Below are 17,035 nucleotides of genomic sequence, written 5' to 3' on the forward strand. Positions count from 1 at the left end.
AGTGTTCGCAACTTGACTACCCATGAAAAGAAGTTCTTACTTAAAGAAGCTGCTCTTAAAATGATAACCGTCGGACAGTCTCTCTGTCCCTATTTTTTGTCCTTGTCTGTTTTCAAACACCTTCTGTGGCTAATTCCCCTGAATCCTGCTGAAACGTCAATCGGTCTATTCTTGTAACTTCCATATCTACAAGAGCTTACAACTGCCGATGTTCTTTGGCCCCTGCCTTGCTCATACAAAAACAGGAAGAAACGTAATACAGAACGCTTCGGCTCGGTGAACGGGCGCAGGATCAAGACGACGGACTAAGAACACGAAACATGAATATAAGCAAGAGAAAGAAATTTACCCTCCTGAGCGCAGGAGTGATTTTGGCGGTGATACTCGCCAGTTGCGCGGGGATACCGACCCGTAACGAGCGCGCGGCCCGGCAGGATTTGGGCGCGACCGAGACTGTCTACCGTCCCGCGGCCGCAAAGCCGGACCTGCCCGTCCTGACGGAGAACTCGGCTTTGGCAGAGTTGCTGCAATATGCCCTCCTGAACAGTCCGCGCGTTGAATCAAGTTTCTATGAATGGAAGGCGGCAGTCGAGGAAATCACTATGGCGCGCTCGCTGCCGAACCCGATGCTCCAGTTCGATCTGGAATTTGTGAGCGGGGTCGTTGAAGCGCTTACTCCAATGCTGATGACCGATCCGATGAGCAATTGGCAGATACCGTCCAAGCTCGGCCTGAAAGCCGAGGCCGCCTACGGAGAAGCGCTCGGGCAGCGGGCGGCTTTCGAGAATGAGCTGCTTGCGACGGCGCTCTCGGTCAAGCGCGCGTATTACCAACTGTGGGTCGTTGACCGGCAAATCTACTGGACTCGCGAGATGCTGAAAATCGTCGAGGACATCGAGAGGATCGCGCGCGAGCGTCTGGCGGTCGGCAACGTTACGCAGCAGGACGTTCTTCGCGCGCAGATCGAGCGCGACAAGCTCGAAAATGAGTTGGCGAACCTTATAGATTCGCGCGGGCCGATCGTGACGCGTCTGAAATCGGCGCTGGGGATCGGACCCGATCAATCGTTTCCGGAGCCGGTCGCCGCGCTCGAACCATCCGTTTCCGGTTTGACGGAAGAATCGCTTCTCGAAACCGCCTTTGAGCGGAACCCGCGGCTGAAAGAGATGCGGGCGCAGGTGCTGCAGGCGATCGCGCTCTACCAGCTTTCAAGAAAGACGACCGTTCCCGACTACTCGTTCGGATTTGGCGCCAATGTGGAAGCCTCGCCCGTGCCGTTCATGCCGTCGTTCGGGCTGACGCTCCCGATATGGCGCGACAAGATTCGGGCCGAAATCTCACAGGGACAGGCGGGCGTGGGAGCGGCGCGCGCGAGGTTGTCCGCGGAAGAGCTCGAGCTCGCGGTCAGATTCGCCGAAACCGCGTTCTCCTGGCGCGAGACCGACCGCAACGTGCGGCTGTACAGCGACCGCCTGATCCCGAAAGCGAAGGCATCGCTCGAATCGGCGCGCGCGGGATATACCAGCGGCATAACCGATTTTCTCGATCTTCTCGATGCCGAGAAAACGCTTCTCGATTATCGGCTGGCGCATGCTTCAGCCGAGGGCCGGCGCGAAATCGTTCTGGCGGAAATGTCGCTCGTGATTTTGGGGCGGTGGCCCGAGGGAGTGCTGAACATGCTGGGGCCGGATATCGTGAATGATTCCACTGCCGCGCGGCAGGTTAAAAAGGGGAAGAACAAATGAACGAATCGGAAGAAAGAAAGCTTAATACTCCAGTCGATGAATCGCGGCATCAGCGGCTGGATTGGCTCAGGAAGCACAAGGAGCTGTTGTGGGGCGGGATTCTCCTGTTCGGCGCCATCATGTTCCTGATCGGCTATTACGGCGCGCGCTCCGGCCCGGTACCCGCGCCACATGTCGGCACCGAGGCGCACGCGGAGGAGGAGAACATCCGCTACTGGACGTGCTCGATGCATCCGCATATCCAGATGCCGGAGCCGGGAAAATGCCCCATCTGCTTCATGGATCTGGTGCCGGTCTATGAAAGCTCGCGCAGCAGCGGGATGGACGGTCCGGTGCTCGCGCTTTCCGAGACGGCGCGCGAATTGGCGGAAATCGAGACTACTCCGGTCGAGCATCGGCCGCTGACGAAGACCGTGCGGATGGTGGGCAAGATCGACTACGACGAGACCAGGCTCGCGCATGTATCCGCCTGGATCGGCGGTCGCATCGACAAGCTGCACGTCAATTACCTCGGTGTCCGCGTCAACAAAGGCGATCCGCTGATCTACCTGTATTCGCCTGAATTGCGTACGGCCCAGGAGGAATACATGATCGCCGACCGGCGCTGGAGAGAGGCGACAGAAGCGGGCGACGAGCACGAGATCGAATCGGCGCTCGCCGTGAAAGATGCGATCAAGAAAAAAATGGAGCTCTGGGGAATCCTTCCGGCACAGATCGAGAGGATCGGCGCCAACGGCGGCCCCGACGACCACATGACGATCTACGCGCCCTCGAGCGGCACAGTGATCGCGCGCGAAGCGTTCGAGGGCAAGTACGTTCAGCCGGGCGAGCGCCTTTTCACCATTGTGGACCTGTCGGAGGTGTGGGCGAACCTCGATGCGTACGAAATCGACCTCAGTTCGCTGCGGATCGGCCAGATCGTGGAATTCGAGACCGACGTGTTCCCCGGCGAGACGTTCAAGGGGAAGATCACCTTCATTCAGCCCGTCCTTAATGAGAATACGCGCAGCGTGAAGGTTCGGGTGAACGTCGCGAATCCCGATGAGCGCCTGAAGCCCGGCATGTATGCCCGCGCCCGGCTCGAGGCCCCGGTCGACAATTCCGGAAAAATAGTGAAGACCAGCGCCAGGCAAAACCGCGCACTCACCGTTCCCGCAACCGCTCCGCTGCTCACAGGAAAAAGAGCGGTGGTCTACGTCGAGGAATTTGTGAATAACGAGCCCGTGTATGTGGGGCGTCAAGTCGAATTGGGACCGCGAGCGGGGGATTATTACCTCGTTCTGGCTGGTCTGAACGAGGGCGAGCGCGTGGTGACCCGCGGCAACTTCAAAATCGATTCCGCCTTGCAGATACAGGCCAAGCCGAGCATGATGAAGCCCGAGGGCGGCGGCGGACCGGCGGGACACCAGCATGGCGCCGTCGTTGCGCAGGCCGATACCCACAAAGAGCATTCCGCCAAACCCGCAACCCCGAACCCGTCTCCCGATGCCAAACGGCTGCCCCCGATACCGGAAATGAAGCCGGTGCTGGCGGCTTATCTCGAGCTGGGTTCGGCGCTGGCCGCTGACAATACAAAAGCGGCGGCATCTGCTTTTGACGCAATGAGGAAGGCGTTCGCAAACGTAGACCCTCATTCCCAGAGCGGAGAAGCGCATGACCGCTTCGCGCCGATTGCGCAGGAATTGCAATCGGCGATCCCCGCCGAGACCCCAAAAGATATTACGCAGCAAAGAGCCGCCTTTGCCTCGATTTCGAGTCCGATGGGCGATTACCTGGGCGCATTCAAACAGGATCTTGACTCGCCACTCTTCGAAACGTTTTGCTTCATGGCCTTCGGCGGCAAGGGCGGCACGTGGTATCAGAAAGGGCGCCAGATCAACAATCCGTACTGGGGCGAAACCATGCTTCGCTGCGGCGAGATCAAGTGCGAGATTAATTGATGAATAACGCATCGCTTCAGAATTTGCGAGAGAGTTGACCGCAAGATGAACATCCAAGAGAATCGCTCCGGCAATCCCGAAGTGAAAGGCTGGATAAACCAGACGATCAGGTTCTGTCTGGAGAACAAGCTGATCGTTTTCCTCCTCCTCGCGTTTCTTCTGGGCTGGGGCATCTACGTCATGCCGTTCGACCGCGACTCGGATTTCTTCCCGAGCGATCCGATTCCGGTGGACGCGATCCCGGACATCGGTGAAAACCAGCAGATCGTCTTCACCGAATGGCCCGGCCGGTCGCCGCAGGACGTCGAGGACCAGGTAACGTATCCCCTCACCATTTCTCTGCAGGGCATCCCGGGCGTCAAATCGATTCGCAGCTATTCGATGTTCGGATTCTCGACGGTCTACGTGATCTTTAAGGACGGCATTGATTTCTACTGGTCGCGCTCGCGCCTGCTCGAGCGGCTGAACGTGGCCCAGCAAGACTTGCCGGAGGGAGTGATTCCGTCGCTCGGCCCCGACGCCACCGCTCTGGGCCAAATCTTCTGGTATACCGTCGAGGCCAAGGGGTTCGACCTGCAGGAGCTTCGCTCGATCCAGGACTGGTACATCCGCTACGCGCTGCAGTCGACAGAAGGCGTCAGCGAGGTCGCCTCCATCGGCGGCTACGTCAAGGAATATCAGATCGACGTGAACCCCGACTCGATGCGCGCTCACGGTGTCATGCTCCAGGACGTTTTCTCCGCCGTCAGAAAGGCAAACATCGACGTCGGGGCCGAAACCATCGAGTTCAACGGAGTCGAATATCTCATTCGCGGAAAAGGGTTCATCAAGAACCTGACCGATATCGAAAACATCTTGCTAAAAACCAATGACGGCGTCCCCATCTACGTGAAGAACGTCGGGACCGCCGTTCTCGGGCCGGCGCTGCGCCGCGGCGTGCTCGATAAAGAGGGCGCCGAAGTTGTCGGCGGCGTGGTCATCGTTCGCTATGGCGAGAATCCGCTCGAGGTCATTGGGCGCCTCAAAGAAAAAATAAGCGAAATCCATGTGGGCCTTCCCAAAAAGACGCTCGCGGACGGCAGCGTTTCGCAGGTGCAGATCGTCCCGTTTTATGATCGCACCGATCTCATTCATCAGACCCTCGAGACCCTGAACGACGCGCTAATCGAGGAAGTGCTCATAACGTGCTTTGTCGTCTTCATTCTTCTCGCGCATTTCCGATCGAACATCCTGATCTCGGCGAATCTGCCGATCGCGGTGCTGACCGCCTTCATCCTGATGAGCATCTTCAAGGTGGACTCGAACCTGATGAGCCTGGGCGGCATCGCGATCGCGATCGGCACGATGGTCGACATGGGAATCATCCTCTGCGAGAACATCGTCAGACATTTTGATGAAGCGAGTCCGGACGAGGACCCGCTCGAAGTCATCTATCTGGCGGCGAGCGAGGTCGGCAGCGCGGTCGTGACCGCAATCGCGACCACCTTGATCTCGTTCCTGCCGATATTCGCCTTGACCGGGCCGGAAGGAAGACTGTTCAAGCCGCTGGCCTACACGAAAACCTTTGCGCTGTTCGGCTCCGTCTTCGTGGCGCTCACGGTGCTTCCGGCGTTCGCTCATATCCTGTTCACGAAAAGGCGGGTGCACGTCAACGTAAAGATGATCGCATATGGCGCGTTGGTCCTGATCGGGATCGTCGCCCTATTCTGGCTCTCGTTCTGGGCCGGCCTTCCGCTGATCCTGGCGGGCCTGTATCTCATGTTCGAGAAGCGCCTGCCGGCGCGGATTTTGAAGCGGATGCCGCAGATCATGTCCATTCTGGCCGCACTGTTTGTGCTCGCGCTGCTGACAACGCACTGGATGCCGCTGGGTCTGGGAACGGGATTGACGCGCAATCTGATCTTCGTGTTCGGCATCAACATAGCTTGGACTTCACTACGGGTGATCGTCATCAACTTCTACCCGAACCTGCTGGGAACATTTCTCCGGAACAAGCTGGCGTTCCTCTCGTTGCCGGCCGCGCTGGTCATTTTCGGAATAGTCGTCTGGCAGGGCTTCGGGAAAACGTTCAACTGGATTCCTGCAGGTCTGGAGAAGATCGGCCTTCCGCAGGAGAAGATCAAGGCGACCGCCCTCTGGTCGGGCGCCGTACATACGTTCCCCGGGCTGGGGCGCGAGTTCATGCCCGCGCTTGATGAAGGTTCATTCCTCTTCATGCCGACGACGATGCCGCACGCTTCCATCGGAGAAGCGCTCGATATCCTGCAGAAACAGGACCGCGCGATTCGCGCGATTCCCGAGGTCGATATGGTCGTGGGGAAGATCGGGCGCGCTGAAACCGCAATCGATCCGGCCCCCGTCTCCATGATCGAGACCGTCATCACCTACAAACCGGAATATGGTCCGCCCGATCCCGAAACCGGCAAACGGCCGCGCCTGTGGCGGGACCATATCGAATCGACGGACGACATCTGGAATGAAATTGTCCGAGCGGCCGATGTGCCGGGCAGCACCTCAGCGCCGAAACTGCAACCGATAGCGGCGCGCATCGTGATGCTGCAATCAGGCATGCGCGCGCCAATGGGCGTCAAGGTCCGCGGGCAAACGCTCGAAGAGGTCGAGCGCGTGGGCTACGATATCGCGCGGTTCCTCAAAGAAGTCCCGAGCGTGACTCCTGAAGCGGTCATACCCGATCGCGTTGTCGGAAAGCCGTATCTCGAGATCGACCTCGACCGCGAAAAGCTCGCGCGCTACAAGGTGAACATACGCGACGCGCAGGACGTGATAGAGATCGCCGTCGGCGGAATTCGAGCCACGACCACGGTCGAAGGACGCGAGCGCTATCCGGTACGCGTGCGTTACCAGCGCGAGCTTCGAGATTCGTATGAGGCGCTCGAAAATATTCTGGTTTCGTCAAGTGAAAACGTGCAGATACCGCTGGCGCAACTCGCAGATATCAGTTACGTGCCCGGACCTCAGGAGATAAAGAGCGAGGACACGTTCCTGGTTTCTTATGTGCTGTTCGACAAGCGGCCGGGGCACGCCGAGGTGGACGTCGTCGAGGAGGCCCAGCGCTATCTGCAGGCGAAAATCGAAAGCGGCGAACTCCTGCTTCCGCCCGGCACGAATTATACCTTTGCGGGCAACTATGAAAATCAGATCAACTTCCAGAATCGCTTCATGATCCTTCTGCCGGCAAGCCTGTTTCTCATTTTCCTGATCCTGTACTTCCAATTCCGGTCCACCTCGATCACCAGCCTTATCTTTATTCAAATCGCAGTAGTCTGGGCCGGCGGATTCATCATGCTGTGGCTGGCGGGACAGCCGTGGTTCCTGAACTTCTCGGTATTCGGCGAGAACGTGCGCGATATTTTTCATCTGCGTCAGTATAACCTGAGCGTGGCGGTCTGGGTTGGATTCATCGCCCTGTTCGGGGTCGCGACGGACGATGCGGTCGTGATAACCACCTATCTGAACCAGCAGTTCGGCTCAAGGACTGTCGCCTCAATCGAAGATATCCGCCGCCTCACCATCGAGGCGGGCAAGAAACGAGTGCGGCCGTGCCTGATGACAACCGCGACCACCGTTCTCGCGCTGCTGCCTGTTTTGACCTCGAGCGGCAAGGGGGCCGACGTCATGATCCCGATGGCGCTTCCGCTGGTCGGCGGCATGACCATCGAGCTGATCACCCTGTTTGTCATGCCGGTCGTCTACTGCTGGCTCAAAGAGTTTCTCTGGAAACGGGGATGGAGGAAAGGACACTTCGTCGAAGCCGCCAAAGCGGCGTGATCAATAAAGATGTTTTTGCGGCGTCTAAGATGAAAGGAGAAATAAGAAAATGATTAACCTCAAAAAGTTCCTGAAAAATTGCAGTGCGCGCGTCGCGTGCAAGTGCGGGCTGGCTCTTTTCGCGACCGTTGCTTTGATCGGATGGAAATCGGCTTCCATTGAAACCGATCTATCCTCGGTCACAGCCAATCCGGGTGAATTCAGCAACAAGGTGATCACGCTCTCGGCGCCGGTGGTCGATAATTCCGTGCCTGAAGGCCGCGAGTACAAGACCTGGAATTTCGTTCTCGGTTCCTCCGGCAGCCGGCTTGCGGTCTATGAAGAGGGCTTTAATCCCGCCACGATCGTGAAGGCGCACAGTCTGGTCGAGAAGGCTCGGCTCTCGGGCGACGAAATCACGGTAACCGGCAAATTTGAAGAACGCGAGTCGGGCATGATCTTGAAGGTAGCTTCGGTCCGATATGGCGACACGCAAATCAATACCGACGAAGGCCCATTCGTTGAAACCGTGTATCGGGATGACTGCTACCCAGGGGGGCCGCTCTTCTATGACGGCCACACGTATTACCCGGGCAACTTCCCGTACTGAGCTTTATGGCGGCTTCGCCTATATCGCCACGGGCGAAAAATGAGAAGCGCCTGTGCATAAAATTCTGTGTCACCGCGGCAATGAGTATGAAAAAAGGGGGAAACCGATGCGGAAACTCATGGCTTTGACAAAGGGACTTATCGTGTGCTTTGGCGTAGCGCTGCCGATTACGGCATGGGGAGCAGACTGTTGTGGCGGCCATTCGAGCGGTCACGGCTCACATCAAGCCGCAGCTGCAAACCGTGAACATGGCGACCACACAGTTAAGAACGAGGCGGAATCATCCGGCGATTCCGCAACGGACGCTGCGTTACAGAGCTACTTCGATATCCGGGCTTCTCTCGCACAAGACACGCTGAAGGAAGTGCCTGCTCACGCGAATGCATTCGCGAAGGAGATAGAGGATTTGAGCGCCGGAGATTCGGCGGACACAGCCAAAGATGACGCTGAAGGTTCTCTTGAAGCCGATATGGCCGCCACCGCGCGAGAGCTTGCGGGAAAGAAAGATATCGAGTCCGCCCGCACCGATTTCGGCAAGCTAAGCTCACAGTTATACGACTACCGGAAAATGAGCGGCGCCGCATCGGACGACGTTCATGTTTTCGCTTGCGACATGGCTAAGAAGATATGGCTGCAGGAGGGTGACATTCCGGGAAATCCATACTACGGTCTCTCAATGGCAAAATGCGGTCGCAAAATTGAGTAGCAGGGTTCGACCGAGCAGTCTCCCTTGCTCCAGCTGAGGGGATGAGGGCGCATCCCGATCTTCCGCGGATGCGCCCCGCCTCCGGCTGTGCGAAACAAAACAAATTATATCTTTGTCTCCCTGCCTTTCCAGTAGGGTTCCTTTATGATTTTCTTGAGTATCTTGCCCGTATCAGTTTTCGGAAGATCGTCCACGAAATCAACCGACCGCGGCACCTTGTAACCTGCCAGATGCTCCCGGCAGTAGCTAATGATCTCTTCCGCGGAGGCTTTCTCGCGTTCCTTAAGCACTATGACCGCTTTCACCGACTCGCCCCACTCGTCATCGGGAACGCCGATGACTGCAGCCTCGAGCACTTTCGGGTGCCGGTAGAGGATGCCCTCGATCTCTGCCGGATAAATGTTCTCGCCGCCGCTGATGATCATGTCGAACTTGCGGTCGACAAGATAATAGAATCCGTCTTCATCCATGCGCGCCATGTCGCCACTGTAGAACCAGCCGCCCTTGAACGATTTCTTCGTCGACTTCTCATCCTTGTAATATTCGGTCACTTTCCCAAGGGTTGCGCCCTCTCTCGGCCTCGAGATGAACTGGCCCACCTGCCCCACCGGGACCTCGTTGCCGTCATCGTCGACCAATTTGATCTCGATCGTCGGAAGCGCCCGCCCAACGGAGCCGGGCCGCGCAAGCTGCTCCTCGGGCGGAAGATACGTGACCAATCCGGCCTCGGTGCCTCCATACAGCTCGTGGAGGCCCGCCGAAGGAAAATTCTCCACAATCCATTTCTTCGTCGAAAATGGAAGCGGAGCGGATGATTGAATCAGGCTCTTCATTGCAGATGTATCGTATTTTTCAAAGACGTCCGGCGGCATGTTCTTGAGGCGGTTATACATGGTCGGCACCATCGAGGAGAAGTTGGCCTTGTATTTCTCGATGAGGCGCAGCGCTTCCTCCGGCCGGAACCGCTCCATGACGACGACGGTCTGCCCGCCATAATGGCTGACGGTCGACGTATTGATTGCGTTCATGTGGAACAGGGGCATCGTCAGCAACTGGACCGCGTTTTCGTCCAGCCGCAGCAGACCGAACAGCGACAGCATCTTGATATCCCAATCACCGTGCGGGGTGATTGCGCCTTTGGGAAAGCCCGTCGTTCCTGAAGTATACCCAATAAAGAGGGGATCCCCCGGCTGATTCTCGACACCCGGCTCGGCGGCGGATGCTTTCCGGAGAAGCTGTTCATAAGGGTGCATTCCGGCCGGACAATCTTCCCCCAAATGGATGTAGTTGGTCGCCGCTACCTTCGGCAGTTGCTTCATAATGGGCGTCAGCTTCTCGAGAAATTCCGACGAGACGACCACGGCCGAGGCGTCGGAATTATCGATGACATACCGCATTTCCTCCGGCGCGAGCCGCCAGTTGACCGGCACGAGCGTTATGCCCGCCTTGATCAATCCGTGGATGATCTCCAGAAATTCTGTCCGGTTTCGCATGATAACCGCCACCCGCTCCCTGCGCTTGAGACCAAGCGACATCAGTGCGTTCCCGAAGCGGGCCGCTCGCTCATTGATCTCCTTGTATGTCGTCTGTTTATCGTTGAAGATGATGGCTGGTTTATCAGGGAATTCCTCTGCGTTCAGCTTCAGCTTGATTCCCAGGTCCATGGACGGCGCCTCCTCTTTTTCAAAGCTGATTCAATCCTCGTATTTTCGGCAGGGGTAATTCTATCAGAAGCGAATTTGGGATTTCAACACGCAGTGAAGGTGTCGGTCGCGACGAAGACTGTGAAGGTGTCTGCGGAGCCGGTCCCTTCGCTTGGGCTATCCCCACCGCAGGGAATCGGGCGAATCAACTGTTGGACAATTTTCACAACGGATGCTCGGCATTGGTCAAGTGTTTGGATGCAAATCAAGAGACTGATCTTCAATGGTTAACGATGAGGGGATATGGCACGCTCAATGGCTGGTGTTGGGAACGAGGGCGCGCAGAACGCGGCGCAGGCTGAAGAAGGATTGCTTGAACGGATCGCGCTTGAATACGCTTTCGACGGCCGCGCGTTCAACGAGGACAAGGGCGATCTCCTCTGCGTCCTTGGGAATGACATAGAACCGCTTGCTCCATTCGCCGGTCTCTCCCATCATGTAGCCCTCGAGCAGCTCGCCGTCCTTGAAGAAAACTTCGACCGGATATCCGATGGGCCGGCCCGACCCAAGCAGGCGATCCAGCGAAAACCGCTCGGCTTTGCGGATGAAGGTGACCATTTTCAATTCGTTGAAGTTGATGCTCATTTTCGAGTTGAGCGATGGCGCATTTATCGGGAGGAAATCGAAGTTGGGGGAATCGATATCCCACGAGATCAGTGTCCCGCGCAAATTGGCCCCGTCGGCGTAATGCACCACCGTCTCGCGATAGACTTCGGGCCGCTTGTAGACAAAGACAAATTCGCCGATGGTCAGCTTGTCGCAGTCGCTGATCTCCTTTTGGCGACTGTAGGTGATATCGTTGACTTTGATCTGGTTGCCCTCGAGCGGTTGAATGAATATGATAATGCTCGCGTCGATCTTGGTCGTCATGATCTTGGCCTGAATATCCGCAACCGACGGGTGCGGCAGCACAATATCCGCTTTTCTGCTGCGGCCGATTGTCAGCGAGTTGCGCTTCTTCAGTTTTCCCAGGCGCTGCAGATTGAAGTAGCGTATCCTGTGCTTGGTTGGGTTCTTGGCAATCTCAAGCATTCCGACGAGATCGGTCGTAACAAAGAAGTAGCGTTTCACCAGGTAAACGAAAAACCACAGGATCGCCAGCGGAACCAGCACCTTCGCCAACTTCAACGACAATTGCACCAATGCGGTTGCCGCACCGCTTACCCGAGCATACGCCGGGTTCATTGCCAGTTCGCGCCGGCCCCAGGCCGAAATGTCCGGCCGCGTATAGAATCTGATCGGGATGGCGGCCGGGGTGACTTTGGCCTTGCTGTTGTCGACCAGGAACGAGATGAATCCCTTCACCTCCCAGCCGTCCTCGGGCAGCATCGCCTCGTTCACCAGCAGGCACAGGTCGGCGATCACCTTTCCTTCCTCTTTTCGGAACTGCGGCTGCAGCTCGATTCCCTCGGGTAAAGTGAAACTGCTTTTCATTTGGATCGATTCCGTCGGGACATCCCCGGTGACAACCAGTGGCGTACTCTCGAGGTACTGACCGCCGGAAACGATGGGGCCGAACACGACCGTCTTCCGCTCCACCGCCTTCACAAATTCGCCCACAAGCTGCCCGCGGATCTCCCGGGCGAATGACGATTCCTGCGAAGCCCGGTTTTGCAGCGTCGCGTGATACTGAGTGTCAAATGTTTTCTCGATCGTCTCGGCCTGGGCCGCAATCTTCGAAACCTCCGCCCGCACTCGCGCCTCCAGCGCCAGTTGCGGCGGCTGGATTTCGAGTAATTTGTCCGATGGAAGCACAAAGCTGACACGGCACACGTATGAGCCGGTGCGGTCCGGAAGCGATATCTGGAACGCCTGCGTCCACGGCTTGCTGTCGCAAACAACCACAGGCGGCTTAACGGGGACCGAGGCCGTATAGTTCCCCCGCTCCTCGTCGATCACCTCGGCCACTACCGAGAATGAGGTGCCCCAGACACCGGCGGAATCGGGAGTAAACGTGACGGTGAACTCGGTTTCGTTTTGCGGCAATGTCAGTGATCCGAGATCGCGTCCCGCCGCTTCCACTCTCAGCAGCATGTGGTTGCGCTTGGCCCAGTCCATGAACCAGTCCATCTCCTGGTGGGTTTCCGTCTCGATTGGTTTTTGAAACACGAACCAGTTATGGTCGGGCATCCGGTTGGAATGTTCCTCTTTGAGCGACGAGAATGTTATCAGATTCGGAATGTCCTTCGGCGGGTTGTCCTTGTCATCACTGAGCCACATCAGCGTCCGCTCTGCATCGGGATCCTCCTCATAAAACTGCTCCATTTCGCGGAGACCCCGCTCCATCGCCATCGGCAGATTGGTGTTCAAATCAACCGGCGAGAGCATATCAACTTCGGAAAGAATGCGCCCGATGGTGTGCGACGACTTGACGCGCGAACGGATGAGAAGGTTCGATTTTTCTCCAAACGTGATTACCGTCACCCGGTCGCCGACCTGCGCCGAGGAGATAAATTGCTTCGCTTCGGCCTTTGCGGTATCAAACAGATCGAACATGCTCGAACTGACGTCGAGCACCACAACCAGGTCGCGGGATTTCGCAGTCGACGCCTCTGTCGGCCACAGCAATACTGCTGCGAGCGCGAACAGAATTGCGACGAGTCCGCATCGATATCTTCCGCTTATGGGATCAGTCATTTCCGTTTCCCAGTTTCGCAGAGAACGGCTTTGAATTGATGCTTGTGTGCCTCTACCCGACAAGAAGCATATGTAGGCTAATCTCAAAAGAGCATCATCCATGCCTGACGGACACGCGGAGATGCGTGTTGGCGTGGTTCCTTCATAAGCTTTTTAGATTCAATGGCTTAAGTATTTTTGAAATGAAGAGAGCGGGGAAATGACTGCAGGAAAAATGCGGGATAATTACAGGATCGTCATCTTTGAATTCATTTCTGAAATAACGGGATGGTTCCTTTTATCACGTTTCCGGTAGAAAAACTTTGCATCGCGATGCGCGGTTACCGGCCTTTGAATTCCGGAGGGCGTTTCTGCAGAAAAGCCATGACGCCCTCCATCGCGTCTTCGGTGGCGGAAACGAGAACGACATTGTCGGCCTCAATCTCAAGAGCCTTCTCGATATCGGTTTCTAATCCCCGATTGACAGAATCGATGATCATTTTGACCGCGACCGGCGCCTGCTGCGCGAGTCGGCGCGCAAGAGCTTTAGCCTCTTCAAGCAATGATGCGCCGGCGCAGACGGTGTTCACCAAACCGATTTCGGCGGCGCGCCGGGCGGGAACCCGGTCGCCGAGGAGCAGGAGCTCGAAGGCCCGCGCTCGGCCTATGAGCCGCGGCAGCCGCTGGGTTCCACCATAGCCGGGAATGATGCCAAGGTTTATCTCCGGTTGTCCGATCGAGGCGCCTTCGGCGATCAGACGCAGGTGGCAGGCCATCGCTAATTCACAGCCGCCCCCGAAAGCATATCCATTAATAGCGGCAATCACCGGTTTGGGGAACCGCTCGATCCGCGTGAACACGCGGTGGCGCAACATCGCGGCTTCCTTCACACGTCCCTCGGCGAAGGCCTCGCCGAATTCGGCCACGTCGGCGCCGGCGGAAAACGCTTTTTCGCCCGCACCCGTCAGAATCAGCGCTCGAATCCCATTGTCATTCTCGATCTCGGTTAGAAGACGATCGAGTTCCTCCGTCAGGCGCTGATTTATCGGGTTCATGGGAGGCCGGTTAAACGTTACAACCGCGATTTGTCCTTCAGGCTGCACAACAAGCGTTTCATATGACATGAATTCCTCCTGACATGGCGGCAGGCGCCTGTCGACGGGCTTGCCCATCACTTCTTGTGATTGTTCCGATTCTGGAGCGAGAGCCATTTGTTGAGCGCGTTCAGGAACGCTTTGGCGCTGGCCTCGATGATGTCGGTGCTCAGGCCGTGTCCGGTTACCGAATCCTCCTGGAATCGCACTTTCACGAAGGCTTCGCCCATGGCGTCCTTGCCGATAGTGACCGCATTGATCGAATACTCGAGCAGGCGCCCCGCCACGCCGGTGATGCGCTCGATGGTTTTGTATGCCGCATCAACGGGGCCGTCGCCGACGGCGGAATCCAGGACCGAATCGCCGTTCTTCCTCAATTGCACGGTCGCAGTCGCTTTGGTATTGCTTCCGCTGGTGGTCTGCAGGTATTCGAGCACGTACACCTCTTCGACGAGGTCGAGAACATCCTCGACAATGGCCATCAAATCCTCGTCGCCGACTTCCTTCTTCTTATCCGCAAGATCGATGAATTTATTATAAACCTCTTTGAGCTGTTCGTCGTTCAGCTTGAATCCGATCGCCTCGCAGCGCGCCGAAAGGCCATGCTTGCCCGAGTGCTTGCCCAGCACGATTGAGCTTTGCGGGACACCGACGGATTCGGGCGTCATTATCTCGTACGTGAGCGCCTGCTTGATGACGCCGTCCTGATGCACGCCCGACTCGTGCGCGAAAGCGTTCTTGCCGACAATCGGCTTGTTGCGCGGGATCACCAGCCCGGTCAGCGTGCTGAGCAGCTTCGACGTGCGGTAGATCTCCTGGCTGTTGATGCCGGTGTAGAACGGCAACTGGTCCTCGCGCGTTCGGAGCGCCATCACGATTTCCTCGAGCGCGGCGTTTCCGGCGCGTTCGCCGATGCCGTTAATGGTGCACTCGACCTGGCGCGCGCCGAAACGGACCGCGGCCAGGCTGTTTGCAACCGCCATCCCCAGATCGTTGTGGCAATGCGTGCTCAGGATCGCGCGGTCGATGTTGGGCACTCCTTCCCGTATCTTGCGAAACAGAGCGCCGATCTCGGCCGGAATCGCATACCCGACAGTATCGGGCACATTGACCACGGTGGCGCCGGCATCGATCACCGCACGGAGGATCTGGCACAGATAGTCGGCATCACTGCGGGTGGCGTCCTCGCATGAGAACTCCACGTCGCCGGTAAACCGGCGGGCGTAAGTGACCGCGCCGACGGCGTCCTCGAGCACCTGTTCCCGCGTCTTTCGCAGCTTATGTTTCAGGTGGATGTCGGAGGTGGCGATAAAAACGTGGATGCGCGGGCGAGCGGCCTCCTTGATGGCCTCCCATGCGGCATCAATGTCGGCTTTGTTGGTGCGCGCAAGACCGGCAACCGCCGCCCGTTTGATCGTACCCGCTATCTTGCGGACAGACTCGAGCTCGCCTCGCGACGCAATCGGGAATCCGGCTTCCAGCACGTCCACGCCGAGCTTTTCGAGCTGGAGCGCCATGCGGATTTTTTCATCGATCGTCATCGCCGCGCCGGGCGACTGCTCGCCGTCCCGGAGTGTTGTATCGAAGATATATATTTGCTCACCCATAAAATAACCTCGATTTTTAAAAGAGAACGCTCTTCTACTGATTCAGAATTTTTAGTGGTCGGAGTACTATTTTTTTATCTCAGTTCGCGGGCTTACCCGCGAAGTAACAGGAGGCTAAGAAGGAGGGATAGCGCGAGACCTTCATGGATGCACCGCATCCATGACTTTCGGAGCGAGGAATATACGAAATAAGTTGAGTCCATGCCGATTATTATACAGAAACGGCGCCGGTGCGTCAAATCTTTTTCTCAGGATAGCCGGGGGAAGGTTTCCCGCAAGCGTTTTCATCCCTGCAAGTGAACTTTCTCAGAAATTCCAGAATTACCCTGTTGCATTCATCCGGACTCTTCAAATAGGCGCCGTGGCTGCCCTTGTATTCGTACAAGTATGAGCCGGGAATCGTGTCGCGCATTTTCTCGGCGTACGAAAACGGGATCACCTTGTCGTCTCGGGAATGCAGAATGAGAGTCGGCGCCTTGATCTCGTGCAGCCGATGCGTGATATTGACCGCTGAAACCTCGCGCAACGTCTCGATCGCGACATGCGGCTTGCCTTTCGCCACAAGCTGCTTGTTCCACTCAGTTATCTCCGGCTGTGCTTCGTCGGCAAGTTGGCCCGAAAACATCTCGGCGAACGCAGGCATCCCCTCGCGCCGAATGAAATCAGTGACAAGATCGATGTCCATCCGGCCGACCGGCTCGCTGCGCGTCGCCCACAGGATAAGCGAATTCACCCGCTCCGGGTGCGCCAGCGCAAACAGTTGCGCAATGATTCCTCCAAATGACTGCCCCAGTATGTGGGCCTTGCGGATTCCGATGATGTCGTACAATCCCTCGATGTCACGGATGTACTCGTCAAACCGGTACCCCCTGCGCGGCTTCGACGATTGTCCGAATCCGCGAAGGTCTGGCGCCACGACTGCGACGTCCCGCGCAAAATAGGGAATCTGCCTCACCCAGCTTTCCTTGCAGCCCATCCACCCGTGCAGCAGGATGAGATGTTGTTTTCCGCCGAGCCAGGGATCAAGAAAGTCGGCGAGAAGATAGCATATCTCGATCCCATTAACTGAGGCCGTAGGCACGCTGACTGATCTCCAACTCGCCCGAAATGTTTACAAGAATTTGTTTCAGAAGAAGATTGTAATCCAACTGAAGCCGGCTTGCAAGCGCTTGACCACATCCGTGCGGCGATGAAGAAATCAAATTCTCCCCGCCATTGAAAAAAACCCGCGAATATATCACAATTA

The 17,035-nt window shown here is 57.1% G+C and carries 11 protein-coding genes; 5 read left to right on the plus strand and 6 right to left on the minus strand.

Features of this window, described 5'->3' with window-relative positions:
- The first annotated feature begins 320 nt into the window (after positions 1 to 320).
- From C4520_17700 to C4520_17720, 5 genes are read left to right on the plus strand one after another with little or no spacing between them, the layout of a single operon-like run.
- Positions 321 to 1,745: a TolC family protein gene (locus C4520_17700; GenBank protein RJP17038.1), complete on the plus strand. Its 1,425-nt coding sequence runs from the start codon at positions 321 to 323 to the stop codon at positions 1,743 to 1,745.
- Positions 1,742 to 3,685: an efflux RND transporter periplasmic adaptor subunit gene (locus C4520_17705; GenBank protein ID RJP17039.1), complete on the plus strand. Its 1,944-nt coding sequence runs from the start codon at positions 1,742 to 1,744 to the stop codon at positions 3,683 to 3,685. The genes C4520_17700 and C4520_17705 overlap by 4 nt, the downstream gene beginning before the upstream one ends.
- 45 nt (positions 3,686 to 3,730) lie before the next feature.
- Positions 3,731 to 7,474: an efflux RND transporter permease subunit gene (locus tag C4520_17710; protein ID RJP17040.1), complete on the plus strand. Its 3,744-nt coding sequence runs from the start codon at positions 3,731 to 3,733 to the stop codon at positions 7,472 to 7,474.
- A gap of 49 nt (positions 7,475 to 7,523) precedes the next feature.
- Complete coding sequence (locus C4520_17715) at positions 7,524 to 8,063, plus strand: hypothetical protein (protein ID RJP17041.1); 540 nt, start codon at positions 7,524 to 7,526, stop codon at positions 8,061 to 8,063.
- Positions 8,064 to 8,115: 52 nt separating this feature from the next.
- Positions 8,116 to 8,769: a DUF3347 domain-containing protein gene (locus C4520_17720; protein ID RJP17042.1), complete on the plus strand. Its 654-nt coding sequence runs from the start codon at positions 8,116 to 8,118 to the stop codon at positions 8,767 to 8,769.
- 104 nt (positions 8,770 to 8,873) lie between these two features.
- Here C4520_17720 and C4520_17725 read toward each other — a convergent pair whose 3' ends face one another.
- The 6 genes from C4520_17725 to C4520_17750 form a co-directional block, all read right to left on the minus strand.
- Positions 8,874 to 10,433 (minus strand): long-chain fatty acid--CoA ligase, encoded by a 1,560-nt coding sequence (locus C4520_17725; GenBank protein ID RJP17043.1) that lies wholly within the window; start codon positions 10,431 to 10,433, stop codon positions 8,874 to 8,876.
- Positions 10,434 to 10,724: 291 nt separating this feature from the next.
- On the minus strand, positions 10,725 to 13,211 hold the full coding sequence (locus C4520_17730) for a VWA domain-containing protein (protein ID RJP17044.1): 2,487 nt from the start codon (positions 13,209 to 13,211) through the stop codon (positions 10,725 to 10,727).
- A 218-nt stretch (positions 13,212 to 13,429) separates the two neighbouring features.
- Entirely contained in the window at positions 13,430 to 14,212 is a 783-nt protein-coding gene (locus C4520_17735) for an enoyl-CoA hydratase (GenBank protein ID RJP17074.1), read from the minus strand.
- Positions 14,213 to 14,259: 47 nt separating this feature from the next.
- Positions 14,260 to 15,789 (minus strand): 2-isopropylmalate synthase, encoded by a 1,530-nt coding sequence (locus C4520_17740; GenBank protein RJP17045.1) that lies wholly within the window; start codon positions 15,787 to 15,789, stop codon positions 14,260 to 14,262.
- 235 nt (positions 15,790 to 16,024) lie between these two features.
- Complete coding sequence (locus C4520_17745) at positions 16,025 to 16,870, minus strand: alpha/beta hydrolase (GenBank protein RJP17046.1); 846 nt, start codon at positions 16,868 to 16,870, stop codon at positions 16,025 to 16,027.
- Positions 16,851 to 17,030: a hypothetical protein gene (locus C4520_17750; protein RJP17047.1), complete on the minus strand. Its 180-nt coding sequence runs from the start codon at positions 17,028 to 17,030 to the stop codon at positions 16,851 to 16,853. The genes C4520_17745 and C4520_17750 overlap by 20 nt, the downstream gene beginning before the upstream one ends.
- Positions 17,031 to 17,035 lie beyond the last annotated feature (5 nt).

The organism is Candidatus Abyssobacteria bacterium SURF_5, assembly GCA_003598085.1.
Taxonomy (GTDB): domain Bacteria; phylum Abyssobacteria; class SURF-5; order SURF-5; family SURF-5; genus SURF-5.